22 protein-coding genes are annotated in these 21,119 nt (G+C 74.9%); 16 read left to right on the top strand and 6 right to left on the bottom strand.

Translation table 11 applies throughout. From position 1 onward, the window contains the following. Nucleotides 1-56: 56 nt before the first annotated feature. The 10 genes from LWC35_RS02670 (at nt 57) to LWC35_RS02625 (ending at nt 11,490) form a co-directional block, all read left to right on the top strand. Complete coding sequence (locus LWC35_RS02670) at nt 57-953, top strand: S49 family peptidase (protein ID WP_232868245.1); 897 nt, start codon at nt 57-59, stop codon at nt 951-953. Nucleotides 954-1,145: 192 nt separating this feature from the next. Further along, entirely contained in the window at nt 1,146-2,024 is an 879-nt protein-coding gene (locus tag LWC35_RS02665) for a LytR/AlgR family response regulator transcription factor (RefSeq protein WP_232868244.1), read from the top strand. A 34-nt stretch (nt 2,025-2,058) separates the two neighbouring features. After that, nucleotides 2,059-3,441 carry a hypothetical protein gene (locus LWC35_RS02660; RefSeq protein ID WP_232868243.1) on the top strand — a complete coding sequence of 461 codons (1,383 nt, stop codon included), beginning with the start codon at nt 2,059-2,061 and terminating at the stop codon, nt 3,439-3,441. Between the two features lie 35 nt (nt 3,442-3,476). Next, nucleotides 3,477-5,204, top strand: a complete 1,728-nt coding sequence (locus tag LWC35_RS02655; RefSeq protein WP_232868242.1) for a sodium/solute symporter — start codon at nt 3,477-3,479, stop codon at nt 5,202-5,204. Next, a complete protein-coding gene (locus LWC35_RS02650; RefSeq protein WP_232868241.1) occupies nt 5,201-6,979 on the top strand; it encodes a sodium/solute symporter in 1,779 nt (592 codons plus the stop codon). Before LWC35_RS02655 ends, LWC35_RS02650 begins: the two co-directional genes overlap by 4 nt. Before the next feature lie 141 nt (nt 6,980-7,120). Continuing rightward, nucleotides 7,121-7,456: a DUF485 domain-containing protein gene (locus LWC35_RS02645; protein WP_232868240.1), complete on the top strand. Its 336-nt coding sequence runs from the start codon at nt 7,121-7,123 to the stop codon at nt 7,454-7,456. Next, nucleotides 7,453-9,066 carry a monocarboxylic acid transporter gene (locus tag LWC35_RS02640; protein ID WP_232868239.1) on the top strand — a complete coding sequence of 538 codons (1,614 nt, stop codon included), beginning with the start codon at nt 7,453-7,455 and terminating at the stop codon, nt 9,064-9,066. Before LWC35_RS02645 ends, LWC35_RS02640 begins: the two co-directional genes overlap by 4 nt. Before the next feature lie 156 nt (nt 9,067-9,222). Then, a complete protein-coding gene (locus LWC35_RS02635) occupies nt 9,223-9,549 on the top strand; it encodes a rhodanese-like domain-containing protein (RefSeq protein WP_232868238.1) in 327 nt (108 codons plus the stop codon). Nucleotides 9,550-9,559: 10 nt separating this feature from the next. Further along, nucleotides 9,560-10,552, top strand: coding sequence for a DUF4328 domain-containing protein (locus LWC35_RS02630; RefSeq protein WP_232868237.1), 993 nt, complete (start codon nt 9,560-9,562; stop codon nt 10,550-10,552). Continuing rightward, nucleotides 10,552-11,490, top strand: coding sequence for a DUF5926 family protein (locus LWC35_RS02625; protein WP_232868236.1), 939 nt, complete (start codon nt 10,552-10,554; stop codon nt 11,488-11,490). The genes LWC35_RS02630 and LWC35_RS02625 overlap by 1 nt, the downstream gene beginning before the upstream one ends. 112 nt (nt 11,491-11,602) lie before the next feature. Here LWC35_RS02625 and LWC35_RS02620 read toward each other — a convergent pair whose 3' ends face one another. After that, the gene (locus tag LWC35_RS02620; RefSeq protein ID WP_232868235.1) at nt 11,603-12,136 is read right to left on the bottom strand and encodes a ferritin; all 534 of its coding nucleotides are present in this window, start codon (nt 12,134-12,136) and stop codon (nt 11,603-11,605) included. A 24-nt stretch (nt 12,137-12,160) separates the two neighbouring features. Then, on the bottom strand, nt 12,161-12,967 hold the full coding sequence (locus tag LWC35_RS02615; RefSeq protein WP_232868234.1) for a CPBP family intramembrane glutamic endopeptidase: 807 nt from the start codon (nt 12,965-12,967) through the stop codon (nt 12,161-12,163). A gap of 308 nt (nt 12,968-13,275) precedes the next feature. Between LWC35_RS02615 and LWC35_RS02610 the strand changes: the two genes are divergently transcribed. Both LWC35_RS02610 and LWC35_RS02605 read left to right on the top strand, forming a co-directional pair. Next, a complete protein-coding gene (locus tag LWC35_RS02610; protein WP_232868233.1) occupies nt 13,276-13,794 on the top strand; it encodes a hypothetical protein in 519 nt (172 codons plus the stop codon). 23 nt (nt 13,795-13,817) lie between these two features. Beyond that, a complete protein-coding gene (locus tag LWC35_RS02605; RefSeq protein ID WP_232868232.1) occupies nt 13,818-14,174 on the top strand; it encodes a DUF3817 domain-containing protein in 357 nt (118 codons plus the stop codon). An 18-nt stretch (nt 14,175-14,192) separates the two neighbouring features. Here the strand turns inward: LWC35_RS02605 and LWC35_RS02600 are convergent, their stop codons facing one another. Next, nucleotides 14,193-14,999 carry a DUF2470 domain-containing protein gene (locus LWC35_RS02600; RefSeq protein WP_232868231.1) on the bottom strand — a complete coding sequence of 269 codons (807 nt, stop codon included), beginning with the start codon at nt 14,997-14,999 and terminating at the stop codon, nt 14,193-14,195. A gap of 116 nt (nt 15,000-15,115) precedes the next feature. Here LWC35_RS02600 and LWC35_RS02595 point away from each other — a divergent pair, with 116 nt between their 5' ends. From LWC35_RS02595 to LWC35_RS02585, 3 genes are all read left to right on the top strand, one after another. Further along, complete coding sequence (locus tag LWC35_RS02595) at nt 15,116-16,018, top strand: hypothetical protein (protein ID WP_232868230.1); 903 nt, start codon at nt 15,116-15,118, stop codon at nt 16,016-16,018. A gap of 385 nt (nt 16,019-16,403) precedes the next feature. Further along, the gene (gene pheA / locus LWC35_RS02590; RefSeq protein WP_232868229.1) at nt 16,404-17,363 is read left to right on the top strand and encodes a prephenate dehydratase; all 960 of its coding nucleotides are present in this window, start codon (nt 16,404-16,406) and stop codon (nt 17,361-17,363) included. Continuing rightward, nucleotides 17,360-18,046 (top strand): histidine phosphatase family protein, encoded by a 687-nt coding sequence (locus tag LWC35_RS02585; protein WP_232868228.1) that lies wholly within the window; start codon nt 17,360-17,362, stop codon nt 18,044-18,046. The genes pheA and LWC35_RS02585 overlap by 4 nt, the downstream gene beginning before the upstream one ends. Before the next feature lie 60 nt (nt 18,047-18,106). On the opposite strand, the gene LWC35_RS02580 is transcribed toward LWC35_RS02585, so the two are convergent. Further along, on the bottom strand, nt 18,107-19,471 hold the full coding sequence (locus LWC35_RS02580) for a DHA2 family efflux MFS transporter permease subunit (RefSeq protein WP_308194443.1): 1,365 nt from the start codon (nt 19,469-19,471) through the stop codon (nt 18,107-18,109). Beyond that, a complete protein-coding gene (locus tag LWC35_RS02575) occupies nt 19,468-20,052 on the bottom strand; it encodes an NADPH-dependent FMN reductase (RefSeq protein ID WP_232868227.1) in 585 nt (194 codons plus the stop codon). The genes LWC35_RS02580 and LWC35_RS02575 overlap by 4 nt, the downstream gene beginning before the upstream one ends. 64 nt (nt 20,053-20,116) lie before the next feature. On the opposite strand from LWC35_RS02575, the gene LWC35_RS40070 reads away from it, so the two are divergent. Beyond that, the gene (locus tag LWC35_RS40070; RefSeq protein WP_232868226.1) at nt 20,117-20,761 is read left to right on the top strand and encodes a TetR/AcrR family transcriptional regulator; all 645 of its coding nucleotides are present in this window, start codon (nt 20,117-20,119) and stop codon (nt 20,759-20,761) included. Nucleotides 20,762-20,776: 15 nt separating this feature from the next. Here the strand turns inward: LWC35_RS40070 and LWC35_RS02565 are convergent, their stop codons facing one another. Beyond that, nucleotides 20,777-21,115 (bottom strand): metallopeptidase family protein, encoded by a 339-nt coding sequence (locus LWC35_RS02565; protein WP_232868316.1) that lies wholly within the window; start codon nt 21,113-21,115, stop codon nt 20,777-20,779. Nucleotides 21,116-21,119 lie beyond the last annotated feature (4 nt).

Raw genomic sequence — 21,119 nt, 5'->3', positions numbered from 1 at the left:
CGCGGGGGCCCACGACGACCACGGCTGCGGCCGGTTCGGATCGGTAGCGTGAGCACATGGACGCCCTCCGCCTGCCCGACCGCCTGACCTCGCGCCTTCCCGGACGGCTCGGCGAGAAGGGCGACGCCCCGGTGGTCCCGCTCGTCCGGCTGCACGGCGTGATCTCGCCGCAGCCCGGTCCGGTGCCGCGCGCGGTGATCAACGCGGCGTCCACGGACAAGGTGCTGGAGCGGGCGTTCGGCACCGAGCGGGTCGTGGCCGTCGGGCTGCTGGTGAACTCGCCCGGCGGCTCGCCCACCCAGTCCGCGCTGGTCGCGGACCGGATCCGGGGGCTCGCGGACGAGCACGAGGTGCCGGTGCTGGCGTTCTGCGAGGACGTCGCGGCCTCGGGCGGGTACTGGCTGGCCTGCGCGGCGGACGAGATCTACGCCCACCCGACCTCCATCGTCGGCTCGATCGGCGTGATCAGCTCCGGGTTCGGGCTGGAGGGCTTCATCCAGCGCTTCGGCATCGAGCGCCGGCTGCACACCGCGGGCAGGTCGAAGTCCCGGCTCGACCCGTTCCTGCCGGAGAAGGACGAGGACGTCGCGTGGCTGCGCGGCCTGCAGGACGAGCTGCACGGCCTGTTCCGGGAGTGGGTCACCGAGCGCCGCGGTGACCGGCTGACCGGCGGTGACGACCTCTTCACCGGCGAGGTGTGGACCGGCGCGCGGGCGGTCGAGCTCGGCCTGGTCGACGGCCTGGGCACGGCGCGGTCCGTGCTCACGGAGCGCTTCCCGGAGGCGAAGCTGGCCCCGGTCGAGGGACGCAAGCCGCTGCTCGCCCGGCTGGGCCTGGGCGCCCCGGCCGCGGCCCGGCTCGGGGACCTCGGTGCAGGCGGTGCGGCGGACGCCGCGCTGGGGCTGGTCCAGGCGGTCGACATCAGGGCGACATGGGCGCGCTACGGTCTGTAGCCTCGCCGGCGGTGGGCGAGCCCGAGAGAACCCCCGGTCCTCACCCGTTCGATCAGTAGCCGATCGGTCGCAGATTGATGAGATGCCCTGGCATCCCGCACCGATCACCGTCACCATGGTCGGCAGGGCCGGGGGCCGCCACCGACGAGGTGCGCGCCCGGCCGCGCACCGGGAACGCAGGATGAGGAGATCGTGGACAGCACCGACAGCTCCGGAGGTCTGGTCGTCCTCGCAGTGGACGACGAACAGCCGGCTCTCGAAGAACTGGCGTTCCTGCTGAACGAGGACCCGCGGGTCGGCGAGGTGCTCAAGGCCTCGGACGCCACCGAGGCCCTCCGCATCCTCAATGCGCGCAGTTCCCGGGAGAGCGTGCACGCCGCGAACGCCGCCCGCGCCGCGGGTGCCCCGCACCCGGCCGCCGGCACCCGCGTGGCGGAGAAGACGGACGTCGACGTCGTCTTCCTCGACATCCGCATGCCGGGGCTCGACGGCCTGGAGCTCGCCCGGGTCTTCTCCTCGATGGCCCAGCCGCCGGAGGTCGTCTTCGTCACGGCGCACGACGACCGCGCGGTCGACGCCTACGAGGTCGGTGCCAAGGACTACCTGCTCAAGCCGCTGCGCGAGGAGCGGCTGGCGGCGGCCCTGGACCGGATCATCGCGAACCGCGCCACCGCGGCCCCCGTCGAGCACGCCCCGCAGGAGCGGGACGAGGACGAGGTCATCCCCGTGGAGCTGGCGGGTACCACGAAGCTGGTCCCCCGCTCGGCCGTCCGGTACGTCGAGGCCCAGGGCGACTACGCCCGGCTGCACACCACCGAGGGCAGCCACCTGGTCCGCATCCCGCTGTCCGTGCTGGAGGACCGCTGGCGCGACGCCGGGTTCGTGCGCATCCACCGCTCGTTCCTGGTCGCGCTGCCGCTGGTCACCGAGCTGCGGCTGTCCGGGTCGGGCTACGTGGTGCGCGTCGGCTCCGGCCCCGACACCGCGGAGCTGCCCGTCTCCCGCCGGCACACCCGTGAGCTGAAGGACCGCCTGGTCCGCGCGACGAAGCAGGCGTGGAGCCAGAGGTGAACCCCGACGACGCACTCTTTCCCGCGGAGGAGGCATGAGTGCTGCCGTCGACGGCACTCCGCCGTCGATGAGCCCCGACCCGGGGGACGGGGAGGGGTCCGACCGGCGCCGGCGCGCGCCGGCCGGCACCGAGGACTCCGGGCCGCTGTGGCTGCAGGAGGAGATGCGCCGGCGGATGGACGCCAACGCCCGCTCCGGCCGCGGCCGGCACGCGCGGGACGAGGCGGACACCGACCAGTTCGGCGTGAGCGAGCTGCGGGCGCGGTTCTCCCGCGACGCCGGGACGCCCGACTACACGGCCTACCCCGACTACGAGGACGACGACGCGGACGACGGCCCCTTCGACGACCCCGAGGTCGAGCGGTTCGAGCGCGTCCTGGGCCCGGCCAGCGTGCCCCTGCGGGTGCCGCCGCCCGAGGTCTACGACGACGGCCGGGGTGACCCGCGGGGCGACGGGCCCCGACCCGGCCCCCCACCGGACCCGCAGGGCCCGCCGGCCGGACCGGGCGGGATGCGGCAGAGCGGCGCCCCCGGCAGCCCGTTGTCGCGGGCGGGCCGGCCCGCGCTCGCGCCGGACTCCCTCGGCGCGCGGCCGCCTGCCGCCCGGCCTCCCGCCGGCGAGTACCCGGCGGCGTTCACCGGTGAGTTCACCCCGGAACCGCCGTCCCGTGCGCTTTCCGCGCCGCCCCCGGCCGCCCCCACGGCGCCGCCGGGCACCCACCCCGGGCTCCCGCGCCCGATGCCGGGCCCCCCGGTTCCGGGCCCCTCGATACCGGACACCGACGCCGAACGCACGGACGTCGGCGTCGTCCCCCCGGTCCCCGCCGACGACCCCGGGTACCCCGAGCCGCCGTTCGAGCAGGCCCGGGCGCCGCTCGCGGCGGCCGCGCCCACCGACGCCACGCCGGCCGTCGACCCCGCGAGCAGGCTCCCTCTCTCCGCCCGCACCGCCGGCGCCCCCTCGCCCGCCGTGGCGCCGACCGCGCCCACCGGCGACACCGGCCCCGGCCGGCCCGTCGGCGCGCGGTTCCGGCCGGTCGAGGAGGAGCAGCCCGAGGGCGTCCCGCGCCGCGTCCGCGTGGTGCTGTCCGAGCGCAAGGGCGTGGCCCGCACCGTCCGCACCGTGGTCGACGTCCAGGAGGGCACCGCCGTCGGCGAGCTGCTGCGGACGAACCTGATCGGCAGCCAGCTCGCGGTCGCGTTGCGCTACGGCGGCCTCGCCCTGCTGGTGCTCGGCGTGCTGCCCGTCCTGTTCGCCTTCTACCCCGAGCTGGGCCGGGTCGACGTGCTGGGGCTGCGGCTGCCCTGGCTGCTGCTCGGCGTGCTCGTCTACCCGTTCCTGCTGGCCCTGGGCTGGCGGCACACCAGGGCCGCCGAGCGGGTCGAGCAGAACTTCGCCGACCACGTCCAGGACTGACCCCCGCCCCCGCCCGTTCCCCAGAGAGCTCCCCGTTGCCCACCCCGTCCGTCATCGCGCTGGTCGCCATCGCCCTCGTCGGCGTGGCGTCCGTCGTCATCGGCTCGCTCGGCGTGCGCGTCGCCCGCAGCACCTCGGACTTCCTCGTCGCCTCCCGCACCGTCGGTGCGGTGCCCAACGCCGCGGCGATCTCCGGCGAGTACCTGTCCGCCGCCACCTTCCTCGGCATCGCCGGTCTGGTGCTGCGCGAGGGCGCGACCGCGCTCTGGTACCCGATCGCCTTCTGCGCGGGCTACCTGGCGCTGCTGCTGTTCGTGGCCGCCCCGCTGCGCCGCTCCGGGGCCTACACGATCCCGGACTTCGCCGAGGCCCGGCTGCACTCGCCGCGGTTGCGCCGGCTGTGCACCGCGCTGGTGCTGCTGATCGGCTGGCTCTACCTGCTCCCGCAGCTGCAGGGTGCCGGCCTCTCGCTCACCACGCTGACCTCGTTGCCCTCGTGGGTCGGGGTGCTCGGTGCGGGTGTGCTGGTGGTGCTGTGCGTGGTGGCCGGCGGCATGCGCTCGATCACCTTCGTGCAGGCCTTCCAGTACTGGCTCAAGCTGACGGCGCTCACCGTGCCCGCGCTCGTCGCGCTCGCCCTGTTCGTGGGGAGCGACCGCGAGCTCGACCGGCCGGTCGCGCCGCAGTTCCCCGAGGCGACCACGATCGACGTCCGCACCCCCGTGGACCTCGAGGTCGTCGCGGACACCCCGCTCGAGGCCCGGGGCGAGGTCGACGGCGCGACCGTCGACGGCCCGCTGCTCTGGTCGCCGGGCCTGCACACCGTCGAGGCCGGGACCGAGCTGCGGTTCGCCGCCGGCACCGGCGTCCCCGTCCCGGTCGGCACCCCCGCGACGGACCGCGCGTGGCTGGAACCGCGGTCCGGGCCGCTCGACCTGCTCGAGATCTACTCGATCCTGGTCGCCGGCATCGCGGGCACGATGGGCCTGCCGCACGTGCTGGTCCGCTTCTACACCAACCCCGACGGCCGGGCCGCCCGCCGCACCACCGTCGTCGTCCTGGCGATGATCGGCGGGGTGTTCGTGCTGGTCACGCTGATGGGGCTGCTGTCGCGCGCGTTCACCCCGCAGCTGCTGGTCGACGGCCGTACGGACGGTGCGGTCCTGCTCGTCCCGACCGCCGCGCTGGGCGACGGCTGGGCGGGCTGGCTGCTCGGCGGGCTGGTGTCCGCCGGGGCCGCGGCGGCCTTCCTCTCGACGTCGTCGGGCCTGGTCGTGAGCCTCGCCGGCGTACTGTTCACCGATGTGCTGAAGGGCAGGCTGCGGGACTTCCGGCTCGCCGCGCTGCTCTCCGCGATCGTCCCGGTGGCGACCGCCCTCCTCGTCGCGCGGCTGGACCTGGCTCTCACGGTGCCGCTGGTCTTCGCGGTCTCCGCCGCCACCTTCTGCCCGCTCCTCGTGCTCGGCGTGTGGTGGCGCGGGCTCACCCCGACCGGGGCCACGGCCGGCCTGCTCGTGGGCGGGGTGCTGTCCGCCGTCGGCGTCGGGTTCGCGCTGGCCGGGACCGTGCCGGAGGGGGCCGTGGGCGTGCTGCTGCTGCGGCCCGCCGCCGTGGCCGTGCCGCTCGCGTTCCTCACGATGGTCGTGGTCAGCCGGGCGACCCGGCGCGGCGTGCCGGTCGACGCCGAGCACACGCTCCTGCAGCTGCACGCCCCCGAACGCCTCGGCCTCACCCGCGACCGGGTGCTCCGGGAACCGTCGTGAGCGCGACGGCCGTCGCTGCGCTCACCGCGATCCTGCTGGTCGCGGTGGCCTCGACGGCCATCGGGATGATCGGCCACCGGTCCCGCCGGACCTCGGACTTCCTGGTCGCCTCGCGCACGGTCAAGCCGGCGGCCAACGCCGGGGCGATCTCCGGCGAGTACCTGTCCGCGGCGTCGTTCCTCGGGGTGGCGGGCCTCGTGCTCCGCGACGGCGTCGACGCCCTCTGGTACCCCGTCGGCTACACCGCGGGCTACCTCTCCTTGCTGCTGTTCGTGGCCGCCCCGCTGCGCCGCTCGGGGGCCTACACGGTGCCGGACTTCGCCGAGCTGCGGCTGCGCTCGGCGTCGCTGCGCCGGATCTGCAGCGTGTTCGTCCTGGTCATCGGCTGGCTCTACCTGCTGCCCCAGCTGCAGGGCGCGGGGCTCACGGTCGAGGTCGTCACCGGGCTGCCGCAGTGGATCGGCACGATGTCGGCCGGCGTGATCGTGGTGCTGACCGTGGTGTTCGGCGGCATGCGCTCGGTGACCTTCGTGCAGGCCTTCCAGTACTGGCTCAAGCTCACCGCCCTGGCCGTGCCCGCGGTGGTCGCACTGGTGTTCTTCCTCAACAGCGGGCACCACTTCGACCGGCCGGAGGCGCCGGACTTCCGCGAGCGGACCACCGTCGGCGTCGACACGGACGTGCAGCTCGAGACGGGTTCGCCGACCCGGGTGCAGATCGGTTCGGCGGGCGCCGTCGTCGACGGCACCGCCGTGCCGCCGGACACCGTGCTCACGTGGCAGGCGGGCACCCGGCACGAGGTCGACGCCGGTTCGGAGCTGGTCTTCCCCGCCGGCTCCCCGGTCCCGACGTCGGCGGGCCGCCCGACCACGGACGCCCGCTGGCTCACCCCGCTGGCCGGCGGCGGGCCCTACCAGCTGCTCGCCATCTACTCGCTGATCGTGGCGACCTTCCTCGGCACGATGGGGCTGCCGCACGTCCTGGGCCGCTTCTACACCAACCCCGACGGCCGGGCGGCCCGGCGCAGCGCTGTGATCGTGCTGGGCCTGCTCGGCGGGTTCTACCTGCTCGTCACGCTCATCGGCGCGCTCGCGCGCTTCTACACCCCGCAGCTGCTGGTGGCCGGCCCCACGGACGCCGCGGTGCTGCTGTTGCCCGAGGCGGTCCTGGGCAGCGGGCTCGCCGGAGCGATCCTCGGCGGCGTGGTCGCGGCCGGGGCGTGGGCGGCGTTCCTCTCCACGGCGTCGGGCCTGCTGGTCAGCCTGGCCGGGGTGCTGTCCACGGACGTGCTGCGCAACCGCGCGGTGGCCGCCGACCGCCGGATGGTCGGGCTACGCATCTCCACGGTCCTGGCCGGCGCGGCGCCGCTGGCCCTCACGCTCGGGGTGGCCCGGCTGGACTTCGCCGAGACCGTCGCCCTGGCGTTCGCGGTGGCCGCGTCGACCTTCTGCCCGCTGCTCGTGCTGGGCATCTGGTGGCGGGGCCTCACCGCGCGCGGCGCCGTCTCGGGACTGCTCGCCGGCGGGCTGCTCTCGGCGGGGGCGGTGTCGGTGAGCCTGGCCGGGATCGGCGGCAGCGGCTGGCTCGGCGTGCTGCTCTACCGCCCGGCGATCGTCACCGTGCCCCTGGCCTTCCTCGTGATGATCGTGGTCAGCCTGGCCACGCGGAAGCACCGGCCGGCCAACACGGACGCCCTGCTGCTGCGGCTGCACGCTCCCGAGCGGCTCGGGCTGTTCCGCGAGTCCGTCGAGGGCGGGCGCCGGCCCTCCGTCTGATCTGGGCGGTTTCACGCTCCGTCATCAGGATGACACGGACGGTTTCAGCGCGGAACCGTCTCGATCGGCGATCCGAGTCGTTCGCCCTGTAGTGGCACCGGCGCCGGAGGAGGGCGCCGGGCACGCACGGAAGGACTACTCATGAGCACCACCGGTGAGCGAAGCGCCGGGGGCACGATCTACCAGCAGGTCCAGGCGAGCCCCGAGTTCGGGGACCTGCGGCGCCGGCTGCGCCGGTTCGTCTTCCCGATGAGCGCGCTCTTCCTGATCTGGTACCTGGTCTACGTCCTGCTGGCCTCGTACGCCCCCGACTTCATGGCGATCAGGCTGTCCGGCAACTTCACCGTCGGCCTGCTGATCGGGCTGCTGCAGTTCGTGTCGACGTTCCTGATCACGACGCTGTACGTGCGGTTCGCGGACCGGACCCTGGACCCGGCGGCCGAGCGCATCCGCCACGAGATCGAGGGGGAGGCGTGACGGTGCAGCTCGCCCAGACCCAGGGCACGGTCGGCAGCGTCGGCCTGAACATCGGCATCTTCGCGGTGTTCGTGCTGCTCACGCTGGTGGTGGTGTACCGCGCCAGCCGCAGCAACCGCACCGCCTCGGACTACTACGCCGCCGGCCGCTCCTTCAGCGGCTCGCAGAACGGCATCGCCATCTCCGGCGACTACCTGTCGGCGGCGTCGTTCCTCGGCATCGCGGGGGCCATCGCGGTCTACGGCTACGACGGCTTCCTCTACTCGATCGGCTTCCTCGTCGCATGGCTGGTGGCGCTGCTGCTGGTCGCGGAGCTGCTGCGCAACACCGGCAAGTTCACGATGGGCGACGTCCTGAGCTTCCGGATGAAGCAGCGCCCGGTCCGGGCCGCCGCGGCCACCTCGACGCTGGTCGTGTCGTTCTTCTACCTGATCGCGCAGATGGCGGGCGCGGGCGGGCTGATCGCGCTGCTGCTGCAGATCCCGAACTCGAACAAGCTCGGGCAGAGCATCGTGATCGCCGTCGTCGGCCTCGTGATGATCGCGTACGTGCTGGTCGGCGGCATGAAGGGCACCACCTGGGTGCAGATCATCAAGGCCGCGCTCCTGGTGGTGGGCGCGTTCGTGATGACCTTCTGGGTGCTCGGCAAGTACGGCCTGAACTTCTCGGCCCTGCTCGGCGGGGCCGTGGAGAAGTCGTCGAAGGGCGAGGCGCTGCTGGCGCCCGGCCTGCAGTACAAGAACAAGATCGACTTCATCTCGCTCGGCATCGCGCTGGTGCTCGGCACCGCAGGCCTGCCGCACATCCTGATGCGCTTCTACACCGTCCCGACGGCCAAGGAGGCCCGCAAGTCGGTGGTGTGGGCGATCTGGCTGATCGGCATCTTCTACCTGTTCACGCTCGTCCTGGGCTACGGCGCCGCCGCGCTCGTCGGGCCGGACGTGATCACCAAGGCGCCGGGCGGGGTCAACTCGGCCGCGCCGCTGCTGGCCTTCCAGCTCGGCGGCGAGGTCCTGCTCGGGCTGATCTCCGCGATCGCCTTCGCCACGATCCTCGCGGTCGTCGCCGGGCTGACGATCACGGCGTCGGCCTCGTTCGCCCACGACGTGTACGCCAACGTCGTGAAGAGGGGTCAGACCACGCCGGGTGCCGAGGTGCGGGTCGCGCGCCGCACGGCGCTGATCATCGGCATCGTCGCGATCGCCGGGGGCATCCTGGCCAACGGCCAGAACGTCGCCTTCCTCGTGGCGCTGGCGTTCGCCGTGGCGGCGTCGGCGAACCTGCCGACGATCCTGTACTCGCTGTTCTGGAAGCGGTTCAACACCATGGGCGCGCTCTGGAGCATCTACGGCGGGCTCGCCGTCTGCCTGGTGCTCATCGTGTTCTCCCCGGCCGTGTCCGGCAGCGAGACCGCGATGATCAAGGGCGCGGACTTCGCCTGGTTCCCGTTGTCCAACCCGGGCATCGTGTCCATCCCGGTGTCGTTCCTGCTCGGCGTGATCGGCACGTTCGTGGGCCGTCGCGAGCGGTTCAACTCGGAGAAGTACGCCGAGATGGAGGTCCGCTCGCTCACCGGCGCCGGGTCGGAGAAGGCCACCGTCGACGCCTGACCCGCCCCTCGCGAACGGCACCCCTGCAAGCGGCGGGGGTGCCGTTCGTGCTTCTCGCCCCGCCGCCGGCCCGCCGGGCGCGTCGCCGGCGACCGGATCGGGCCGGTCCGGGGCCTTTCACCGGCCCGTCACGGGGCCGGGTGCCATCATGGGGGCATGACCAGCGTTCCGTCCGTGCCCGTCGCGGACCTGCCGGCCGACGCCGCGATGCTCGACGTCCGCGAGGCCGACGAGTGGGCCGCCGGCCGGGCCCCCGGCTCCCGGCACCTGCCGATGTCCGAGCTCACCCAGCGCCTCGCCGAGATCCCCGGCGACGAGCCGCTCTACGTGGTGTGCCGCTCCGGCGGCCGCTCCGCGCGCGTCGTCGCCTACCTGGCCCAGCAGGGTTACCCGGCGGTCAACGTCGACGGCGGCATGCAGGCGTGGGCGGGTTCCGGCCGCGAGATCGTCGCCGACCCGGACCGGACCCCCGAGATCATCTGAGCGGGAACGTGTGAGCCCCACCCCGCCGGCCCGCGCCACGGGCGGAACCCCCGCCCGGCCGCCGGCGTGCTCGCGGTGCGGACGGGTCGCGCCGCCCGGGTCCGGGCCGTTCTGCCCGTACTGCGGCCGCTACCTCGCCGCCCTGGCGTGGGTGGCCGAGCCCCCGCCGGACGGGAAGCCGCGCCCGCCGGTGCGGCCCCGCTTCCGCTACACCGGCCCGCCCCGCTACCGCGAGGTGCCGCGCTGGGGCTTCCCGCCGCTGCCGTGGCGCGCCGAGCCCGAGCCGGAGCACGTGTCGCCGCTGGAGCGGGCCCGCCGGATCGCGCACCCGCTCGACGTGCTGCTGCGGGTCACGGCCGGCGTCGCCGTGGTGGCCGGGCTCGCCGAGATCCTCCGCTACGTCCTGCTCGTGCTGAGCCGGTCCGACGCGCTGCCCGCCGGGCCGGTCGCCTTCTCCGACGCCGCCGTCGCGTTCGGCGGCTGGGCCTCGCTCGCCGGGCTGGTCGGCTGCGGGGTGCTGATCGTGCTCTGGACGCTGCGCGCCCGCGAGGCCGCCGCCGAGCGGACCGGTACCGTGCCGGACCGGCCCGCGGCCGCCGTCGTCGCCGGGTGGGTGGTGCCCGGGCTCAACCTGTCGCTGCCGGGCTCGCTGCTCGCCGAGATCGAGCACGCCGGGCTGGACCGCCCGCCCGCGGAGCGCCCGCGCCCGTCGCGGCTGCTGCTCGCGTGGTGGGCGATGTGGGGCGCCGGGGTGGTGCTCGGCGTCGTCGCGTTCCTGTGGTCCTTCCGCGGCGGCGTGCAGGCCATGGCCGACGGGGTCGTCCTGCACGCGGTGCTCGACCTGCTCGCCGCGGCGACCGCGCTGGTCACCGTTCGGGTGCTGCGTCACCTCATGGCCCTGCTGGAGCCGCCGCGCCCGGTCCGGCGCGAGATGCTCGTGGCCGTGCGGGCCCCGGGACCGGCGGCGGAGCGGGCCGCGGGCGGCGCTACGGTGGCGCCCTGATGGCGAAGAAGAACCGCGACAAGAACAGCACCGCCGCCGGCGAGAACCCGCGCCGCCCCTGCCCCTGCGGGTCCGGCAAGCGGTACAAGGCGTGCCACGGCGCCGGCGACGACGTGATCGTCACCCGGCCCTTCGAGGGGCTCGCCGCCGAGCCGGACCTCGTCGCGATGCGCGAGTTCCTGCCGTCGGCCGTCGCCCCGCTCCCGTTGCGCGAGAGCGGCGAGCGCCCGGTCCGGCTGGCCACGGTGCTGCCCGGTGCCTCGGCCGCGCTCGTCCGGCCCGACGGCGAGATCCTGCTGGGCATGCAGGTGCAGACCCGCTCGGGCGACCTGTCCGCCGACCTCGCGAAGGCGCTGCGCTGGGCCGAGGCGGCCGAGCCGGGGTCCGCGCTGCCCGTCGTCGGGCCCGGGGTGGGCGAGGGCGAGCTCGTCCGGTTGCAGGACCTGCTGGTCGCCGACGCCGAGCTCGACCTCGAGCTGCACCAGGACTTCGCCTGGTGGCTGCCCGCGGACGGCGAGGAGCCCGGCGCCGAGATCGCGGCGACGATCGAGCGTGCCAACTCCGTGATCATGCCGACCGAGGCGCTCGGCGGGGAGGGCGTCCGTGCCGCGTACTGGGTCGACACCGGCACCAAGGCGCACGTGCGCTGGGTGCGCCCGGAGGCCGAGGACGCGCTCATGGCGGCCCTCGCCCGGCTCCACGCGGCCGGCGAGCTCGACCTCGGCGAGGGCAGCCGCTACGCCGGCGCCTTCCGTGCCCACGGCCTGCTCGTGCCGGTGTGGGACGTCGACCGGGAGATGCACGCCAAGGAGTGGTCGGCCCCCGCGGTGGCCTTCGCGACGCGCCTGGAGCACGCGCTGGCCGCGACGGTCGAGCTGTCCACCGCCGAGCGCAGCGCCCGGGACGCGCTCGCGGGCAAGCAGGTCACCCTCCGCTGACCGCGGCGGGAACCCTCACCCGCCGCATTCGAGCCGAAATCTGGCGCATTATGGTTCCATAACGCGATTCCTGGGCCGGATTTCGCGCATTATGGTTCCATAGCGCGGGTTCTCAGACGCGGCCGCCGGCGACGGGCGGGGCGGAGGGGTCCGCCGCCTGGCCCTTCGTGAGCTCGCGGGCCACGAAGTCCTCGATGTGGAAGAGGTTGTCCCCGGCCCGGCGCACCACGGTGAGCAGCGTCGACATGGAGGCGACCTCCTCGACCTGTTCCTTGAGGAACCACTGCATGAACTGCTCGCCGAGGTAGTCGCCCTCGTCCCGGGCGGTGCGGGCCAGCGTGGTGATCTGCTCGGTGACCCGCTTCTCCTGCTCGAGCGCCAGCGCGACGACGTCCTCGACGGTCGCGAAGTCGTTCCGCACCTCGTCGATCCCCGGGATCTGCACCTGCTCGTGCGTGTCGAGGATGTACTGGACCATGCTCATCGCATGGTTGCGCTCCTCCAGCGCCTGGGCGTAGAAGTGCGCGGCCAGCTGGGGGAGGTCCTCCCCGTCGAGCCAGACCGCGACGGCCGTGTACTGCTGCGAGGCCGTGAACTCGCTGCGGATCTGGTCCTTGAGCAGGGCGAGGAACTTCGAGTCGGACACCCGGGAAGGGTACCCTCAGGACCGCTAGGGGCGAAGGCTCGCGGGCAGCAGGGCGTACCCCACGAACGCCACGACATCGATCAGCGCGTGCGCCCCCACCAGCGGCCACAGGCGTCCGGTCCGCTGCCACACCCGCCCGAACACCAGCCCCATCACCAGGTTCCCGACGAACCCGCCCAGCCCCTGGTAGAGGTGGTAGGCCCCGCGCAGCACCGCGGCCGCGAGCACCGAGCGGTCGGCGGACCAGCCGAGCTGGCGCAGCCGGGTCAGCAGGTACCCGATCATGACGATCTCCTCGGCCCAGGCGTTCGCCGCCGCCGAGAGGAGCAGGACGGGGGTGCGCCACCAGACGTCGTCGAGCGTGCTGGGGGCGACGTCGAGGCTCACGCCGAGCGCCCGGACCAGCAGGTACAGGCCGAGCCCGGGGACGCCGATCAGCGCGGCCAGCCCGACGGCGCCGAGGGCGTCGCGCCCAGGGCGCGTCCGGTCGAGCCCGATCCGGGCGAGCGGGAACCCGGCGCGGAGCAGCAGGTACGCCGCCAGCGCGCCCCAGCCGACGAGCTGCAGCACCCGGACCAGCTGGAGCGCGAGATCGACGAGGTCCGCCTGCGCCGCCGGCGCGTTCAGCGCGACCTGCTGGTCGGCCAGGGGAGTGGGGGCGAGAAGCGCGTCGATCAGGGACAGGGCGCTGCGCAGCGCGGAGAGCCCGAGCGTCACCGTGAGCACCACGGCGATCTCCAGCCCGATCAGCCGGCGCTCCCGGGGATCGGCGACCTCCGCGACGTCCGACGGCGGGGCCGCGAGCCACCGCCCGACCCGACCTCCCGCCACGCCGCCGACGCTACCGCTCCCGGCGGCGTGGGGTCCCCCGCCCGTGATCGCCGTCCGGGACCGCAGGCGGCCGGATGTGGCGCCGAGCTGTCCCGAGCGGTGATCACGGAGTGGGGCGACCGCACGCGTCCGCCGACGTGCCCCCCATGATCTCCGTCCGGGACCGTCGAGTGCCGGATGTGGCGCCAAGGTGTCCCGAACGGTGATCACCTCGGGTTGGCCGGTGTGCCGCTCGCGCACCTCGGCCCGGGCGGTACCGGCGGCGACGACGGCCGGGGCCCGTCGCCGGGCCGCGTATCCTGGTCGGCGTGTGGCGCGTGGTCCTGTCCCCCCGCTGGATCCTCTGGCACCTGCTGGCGATCCTCGCGGTGGCCGGCTGCGTGATCGCGGCGATCTGGCAGTGGGACCGCGCGGGATCGGCGATGGGGTCCGCGCTGAACGTCGGCTACGGCATCCAGTGGCCCATCTTCGCCGTGTTCTTCGCCTACATGTGGTGGCGGTTCCTGCGCCTGGACCTGCTCGAGCACCGGGGCGCCCCGGCGGCCGGTGGCCCCGTGCTCCCCGCCCCCGCGACGACCGGGAACACCGCGGAGAGCAGGACCCGCCCCGAGCCCGCGCTCGCCGCCGAGGCCGACGACACCCCGCCCGACACCCCGCCCGACACCCCGCCCGACACCCCGCTGCCCTGGGACGCCTCCCCGTTCACCCGCAGCCCGGTCGCCGCGCCGTCCCCCGTCACCGACAGCGAGGCGCCCGGGCTGGCCGAGTACAACCGGATGCTCGCCGGGCTGGCCGCGCGCGACCGGGAGACCGCGGACGAGCGGTGAGCCGGCGCGGTTAGAGTCGAGGCGTGACCAGCCCCAGGACGTCCACCGCCCAGCGCCCCGTCGGGTGGCGGCTGCCGCTGTACCGCGTGTTCGCCTACGTCACGGGCGTCGGGCTGCTGCTGCTCGTGTTCTACGCGATGCCGATGAAGTACTTCGCCGGCGACCCGGGGCCGGTGGCGCTCATCGGCATGCTGCACGGCTTCCTCTACATGGCCTACATCGTGGCCACGCTGGTGCTGGCCGAGCGCGCGCGGTTCACCCCGGTGTTCGCGCTGCTGGTGCTGCTCGCCGGCACGATCCCGGTCTGCTCGTTCATCGCCGAGCGCAAGGTCACCCAGCGGGTGCAGGCGCGGGAGCGGGCCCTGCAGCAGGAGAGCTGACCGCGTACCCGGGGCCGATCAGGCCTCGTCGACCTGCGCGTGCGCGTCGCCGCCGACCTGGCGGAACGGGCACCCGACCAGCAGCCCGAGCTGCACGCGCAGCTCGTCGGCCGTCGTGGCTTCCTGCGGCCACGCGAGCCGGACGTCGTGGTCGCCCTCCGGCGTCTCCACCCGCAGCCGCAGCCCGCAGCGGTCCACCCCGAGCGGCCGGACGCGCGCGCCCAGGGTGCAGCGCAGCGACGCGGGCAGGTGGCGTGCGAGCGCGTCGAAGACCTCGGGGTGGGCCTCCTCGAGGTGCGAGAGCCAGTGGTTCTCCATCCGACAGAAGGGGTCCGGACGGGCGGCGGCGAGGTCGACGGGCGCGAGCGCGGCCGTGCCCTCGGCATCGGCCAGCACGGCCGAGCTGGGGGTGAGCTTGACCAGCGTGGCGCCGTGGCCGAGGTCGAGCAGCCGCGGGTGCGGGGCGACGTCGGCGACCTGCACGGCGGCCCGGCGGGCGGACGTGGGGTCGGGCAGCCGGAGCCAGCCGCTGATCCACAGCAGCGCGCGCACCGGCTCGCGCAGCTCGACCGGCGCGCGGTCGGTCAGCTCGAGCATGACCGGGATCTCGCCGCGGTCGGCCGTGCGGATCGCCTCCAGGACCGGCGACTCGTCGGGCAGCAGCACGACGGCCGAGCCGTCGGCGTGGACGTGGTGCACGAGCGGCACGACGGGCTCCGGTCCGCCCGTCCCGACCAGTGCCGCCTCCCCGCCGCGCGCCGCGACGCTCCGGGCGCGTTCGGCGTCCGCAGGTGCCGGCGGACGCCGGAGCCGGGTCTGTCCCACGTAGCTCACCTCCGAGTTAGGTGAGGCTAAGTTAGCTGCTGGGCGACGGGCCTGTCCAGGGCGGAGCGGACACCCCTTGTCGGGCCCGGGTGAACGGCGGGTTAGCGTGCGTACCCGTGACGACCGTGCCCTCGGGATCCTCCGCCGACCCGTGGCCGATCCGTCCCCTGCTCGCCGGGCTGGTCGACGACGCGAGTCTCGTCCAGCCGCGGATGGTCGCCCCGAGCATCGACGCGGTGGTGGCCCGCTACCTGTCGGCCCGCGACGGGGCCTACGGGGGCATGATCGGTCACCTGGTCTGCCCCGTCTCCCGGCTGCCCGCCCTGGTCACCGAGCTGGCCCGGTCGGCCCCGTCGCGGCCCGTCGACCTCTCGCTGGTCGTCGACACCGGGCTGGGGGCCGTGCCGAAGGCGCTGTCCACCGTCTTCTCCCGGTCCAGCCTGCTGACCCCGCGCACGGTCGAGACCGCTGCGCCGCCGGACGTCGACGCCGTCTGGCTCGAGCGCGTCTCGGAGTTCGTGCCGGACGAGGTCACGCCGGTCGTCGAGCCGCGGCGCCCGCTCGGCGGCAGCGCGGACGAGATCGACGCGTGGCTCGACGCGGTGCAGCGGGTCGCCGAGCACGGCTGCACCCCGAAGCTCCGGTGCGGCGGCCCGCGGCCGTCGGACGTGCCGTCGGTCGCCGAGGTCGAGCGGTTCCTGCAGGTCACCGTCGGGGCCGGGCACGGGTTCACCGCGATCGGGCTGCGCGAGGCGGTCCGCCCGGCGCCGGAGAACGAGACCGACCGGGGCCGCCACGGCGTGCTCAACCTGCTGCTCGCCGTCGCCCGCGAGCTGGGCACCGGCGGCGAGGGCACCGTCGGCGACGCCCTCCGCGAGACGGACGGGCAGGCGCTGGTCGGCGCGGCCGAGGCGCTGTCCGGGCGCACGGTCGACACGGTGCGCGGCCTGTTCCCCTGCTGCGGGATCGACCCCGACCCGATGTCGATCAGCGAGTTCGCCACCCTCGGCCTGCTGTAGGCGCGGCGGGTCGCCGGACCCCGGACGCGGTGTCCGGCGACCCCGGGGCGGCCGGTGCCGAGGATCCCCCGCTCCCCTCGGAGCGCGGCGCCCCGACCTGACGTACGGGCCGGGCGCGCCGTCGGTTCGCGCGGACCGCGAAGTTCCTCCCTCCGGCCCGTCGCGTTGGTCGGGACGGGGCAGCGCGGCGGCCGCCGGCGGCCCGACTAGGCCGTGTCTCCCAACCCGCCACCACCGCTCCCGGCGCCCACGCCGTCCCCGCCGGCGTTGCCGGGCCACCCGAATACGCCCGGTATGAGGGCGGCCCGGCTGCCTTGCCGGGAACGACGTGGATCACCGGGCCCGGCGGCGCCGGATTGAGAGACACGGCCTAGGCTGGTCGATCGTGCCCCGTCCCCGATCCCGCATCGGTTTCCTCGGCCCGCACGCCACCTTCACCGAGCAGGCGTTGCGCACGCTGCCGGAGTCCGAGGACGCGGAGCTGGTGCCGCTGCCGGGTAACCCCGCCGTGCTCCGCGCCGTGCGCGAGGGCACCGTCGAGGCCGGCTGCGTGCCGATCGAGAACAGCGTCGAGGGCGCCGTACCGCCCGTGCTCGACGGGCTGGTCGAGGAGCCGCCGCTGGTGATCGTCCGCGAGGCCGTCATCCCGGTGAAGTTCGTGCTGCTCGGCCGCGCCGGCACGACGCTCGCAGCCGTTCGCTCCGTCGCCTCGCACGGGCACGGCATCGCCCAGACCCGCGGCTGGATCGCCGCGAACCTTCCCGAGGCCGAGGTCCGGGTGGCGACCTCGACCTCCGAGGGCGCGGCGCAGGTCGCGCGCGGCGAGGTCGACGCCGCCGTGTCGTCGCCGCTGGCCGCCGAGCAGCACGGGCTCGAGGTCCTGGCCGACGACATCGCCGACAACGCCGGCGCGGTCACCCGCTTCGTGCTCGTCACCCGGCCCGGCACGCCGCCACCGGCCACCGGCCACGACCGCACCACCCTGGCCCTGACCACGGAGAACCGCCCCGGCTCGCTGCTCGGGCTGCTCACCGAGCTGGCCGTGCGCGGAATCGACCTGACCCGCATCGAGTCCCGCCCGATCAAGGACCGGCACGCGGACTACTGGTTCCACCTCGACTGCAGCGGGCACGTGGCGGACCCGGCGATGGGGGAGGCGTTGGCCGCGCTGCACCGCCGCTGCGACCGCGTCCGCTTCCTCGGCTCCTACCCGCGGGCGGTCGGTGCGCCCGAGCCGGTGGAGGGCGTCGGGGCGCCCGCGGTCCCGCTGCACGGGGCCGACGCCGCGGCGTACCGGGCGGCGCAGGAGTGGCTGACCGGAGTGCGGAACGGAGAGTGGACATGACCCCCGAGGAGCCCGAGCAGGACGAGCTGCGCCTGGTCCTGCTGCGGCACGGCCAGACGGACGCGAACGTCGCGCGGGCGCTGGACACCGTCCCGCCCGGGGCTCCGCTGAACGAGACGGGCCGGGCCCAGGCGTCGGGCGTCGCCGAGCTGATCGCGGACTGGCCGATCCGCGCGGTGCACGCCTCGCGCGCGATCCGCGCCCGGCAGACCGCCGAGCCGGTCGCGCTGGCCCACGGGCTGGGCGTGACCGTGGTCGACGGGGTGCACGAGATCTTCGTGGGCGAGCTCGAGGGCCGCTCGGACAAGCCGGCCCGCCGCGAGTTCGACGAGGTGTACGACGCCTGGTGGGGCGGCGACCTCGCGCGCGCCCTGCCCGGCGGGGAGTCGGCGCTGGACCTGCGCGCGCGGTACCTGCCCGCGGTGGACCGGATCGTCGAGCAGACCGAGCGGGCGCACGGTCCGGGCGGGATGGTGGTCCTGGTCAGCCACGGCGCCGCGATCCGGCTCGCCGCGGCCGCGCTGCTCGGCGACACCGCCGAGACCCGCTACGTGCCCAACGCCGGCCGGGTGGTGCTGCGCCGCGACCGGTCCGTCGAGACCGGGTGGGCGCTGGAGCTGTGGGACTCCGGCCCCGCGCTGGTCGGCGACGTGACGGCGGGCGCGGCCCCCGAGGCCCACTGACGGTCCGGCGCCGTCCCGACGGCCACCCCCGGAGGCCGTCGGGGCGCGCGCTGCAGGTACTCAGCCCTGCGGGACCGGGTCCCGCCGCCGGGCGAGGAGGAGCGCCGGGACCAGCGCCACCACGCCAAGGCCCGCGAGCAGCCAGAACACCGCGGCGAAGGCCGGGCCCGCGCCCAGCGGCAAGAGCGTGGCCAGGGTGGTGGCGACCAGTGCGCCGCCGACCGCCCCGCCGATCCGCTGGAGGGCGTTGAGCTGGGTGGTCGCGTCCGGCAGCTGCTCCCGGCGCACCGCGGCGTAGGCGGCCACGGTCGGCGGGATGGCCGCGAAGCCGATCGCGATCCCGCGCAGCACCAGCAGCACCTGGACGAGCCCGGGTCCCGGGTCGGCGACCGCGAAGGGGACCGCGGTGAGCGCCAGCCCCGCACAGCCTGCGACGGCCACCCTCCCGCCGCCGAAGCGGTCGGTGAGCCTGCCGGCCAGGGGTGTCGAGGCCGCCGTCGCGAGCCCGTAGGAGAGCAGCGCGAGGCCGGTGCCGGCGGAGTCGGTGCCGCGGCCGAGCTGCAGGAGCAGCGGGAAGACCAGCACGGTCCCGAAGAGCGAGGCACCGGTGAGCGTGCTGCACAGGGTCGCGGTGGCGTACCGCCGGTCGACGAACAGCCGCAGGTCGGTGAGCGGGTGCGCGCGGTGCAGCGAGTGCACCACGAACAGGGCGAGCGCGATCCCGCCGCCGAGCACCGTGCCGCCCACCACCAGCGGCGCGCCCTGCTCGCCCCACGCCGTCAGGCCGTACACCAGCGCGGACAGCCCGACGCCCGCGAGGAGCATGCCGACGACGTCGAGCGTCCCCGTGCGCGTGGCTCTCCCGCGCGGCAGCACGCGCATCCCCGCGACCACCCCGACCAGGCCGATCGGCACGTTGACCAGGAACAGCCACGGCCACGACGCCACCTCGAGCAGCACGCCGCCCACGACCGGGCCGAGCGCCGGGCCGAGGCTGACGACCGCCCCGAGCACGGCCATCACGCGGCCGAGCCGCTCCGGCCCGACGGCCTGACCCAGCAGCGCCTGCCCCGTCGGGACCAGGAAGCCGGCGGCGACCCCCTGCAGAACCCGGGCCCCGACGAGCAGCGCGAGGGTCGGCGCGGCGGCGCAGAGCACCGACGCCACCGTGAAGCCGGCCAGCGCGAGCACCCAGAGCCGGCCGGCGCCGATCCGCCTGCCCAGCCACCCGCACGCGGGCAGGGCCACCGCCAGGGCGAGCAGGTAGGAGTGCGCGATCCACTGCGCCGCCCCGAGGCCGGCGCCGAGGTCGCGGGCCATCGACTCCAGCCCGAGCGCGACCACGGACGCGTCGAGCATCGACAGCAGCGCCCCCAGCACCACGACCGCGGCGATCCTCCGGGTTGCCCGGTCCCACACCGTCACGCGGACACCCGCAGGCCTCGCAACGCGCCCGCCCAGGCCGTGACCTCGTCGAGCATCCGGCGCAGGGTGTCCTCCCGGTGCGTGGCCGGGGCGATGCGCCCGACGTCGGTCGGTCCGGTGAGCACGAAGTCGCTCATGAGGTCGACGCAGACCTGGGTGCGGACGTCGGCGATCCCGACCTCGGCCAGCACCGGCCGCAGCGCCTCGACGGCCCGCACGCCGCCCTGCACGCCGTAGCCGACGAGGCCGGCGGCCTTGTCGTTCCACTCGGCGAACAGGTAGTCGATCGCGTTCTTCACCGCGGCCGGGAAGGAGTGGTTGTACTCCGGGACCACGAAGACGAAGGCGTCGCAGGCGGCGACGGCCGTGGCCCACCGCAGGGTGTGCGGGCGGGTGTAGGTGGCGTGGAGGGCGGGGCTCGGCTCGTCGAGCAGCGGGAGGTCGAAGTCGGCCAGGTCGAGGAGCGCCACGGTCGCGCCGTGGGCCTCGGCGACCTGCTGCACCCAGTCCGCCACGATCGCGCCCCGCCGCTGCGGGCGTGTGCTGCCGACGACGATACCGATCCTGATGTCGCTGTTCACGGGCCGTAAAGTACAACGTGCATGGCAAAGTGACAACGCTCGTTGTCTCGGGTAGGAAGTCGGGGTGACGACCGTCGGGAGCCAGCCGCGGCGGGGGCTCGCGGACAAGCGGCGCGCCATCCTCCGCGGTGCGCTCGCGGTGTTCGCGCGCGAGGGCTACACGCGCGCGAGCATCGACCTCATCGCGCGCGAGGCCGGGGTCTCCACGCGCACGATCTACAACCACTTCCGCGACAAGGCCGCCCTGTTCGAGACGGTGATCCAGGAGAGCGCGCAGCGGGTCGCCGAGGAGCAGATCGGCGAGATGGAGCGCCACCTCGGCCAGGTCGCCGAGGGGCCGGAGGCACTGGGGGCGGCGCTGCTCGCCTTCGGCCGGGCGCACGCGCAGCCCACCGCCCGCGAGCACTTCGCGCTGGTCCGGCAGATCCAGGCCGAGGTGCTGCACATCCCCTCCGAGGCGCTCGAGGCCTGGCAGGAGACCGGGCCCCGCCGGGTGCAGCAGGCGCTCACGGGACACGTCGCCCGGTTCATGGCCGAGGGCCGGCTGCGGGAGGCGGATCCGCACCGCACCGCCCGCCACCTCGTGCTGCTGGCGGCGGGCGAGGTGACCAGCCGGTCGTTCCACGGCGCGCTCCCGCTGCCGCGCGAGGAGCTCGACGCGATCGTCGCCACCGGGGTCGACGCGTTCCTGCGCGCCTACGCCCCCTGACCGGCTCGGCGCAGCTCAGCCCCAGCCGAGCTCGTGCAGCGTGTGCTCGTCGATCCCGAAATGGTGGGCGATCTCGTGCACCACGGTCACGGCGACCTCGTGCACGACCTCGTCGTCCGTCGCGCAGACCTCCAGCACGGCGTCGCGGAAGATCGTGATGCGATCGGGCAGGACCCCGCCGTAGTCGCTGGTCCGGTCGGTGAGCGCGACGCCCTCGTACAGGCCCAACAGCTCCGGGTCGTCGGGATGCCGGTCCTCGACCAGCACCACGACGTTGTCCATCGCCGCGGTGAGCCTTCGGGGGATCGTGTCCAGGGCATCGGACACCAGCTCGTCGAACCGGGTCCGGCTCATCTCC

The sequence above is a fragment of the Pseudonocardia kujensis genome (assembly GCF_021283305.1).
GTDB classification, from domain to species: domain Bacteria; phylum Actinomycetota; class Actinomycetes; order Mycobacteriales; family Pseudonocardiaceae; genus Pseudonocardia; species Pseudonocardia kujensis.
Note: the sequence above shows the minus strand (reverse complement) of the source record. Positions and strands in the feature narration are given on the sequence as shown.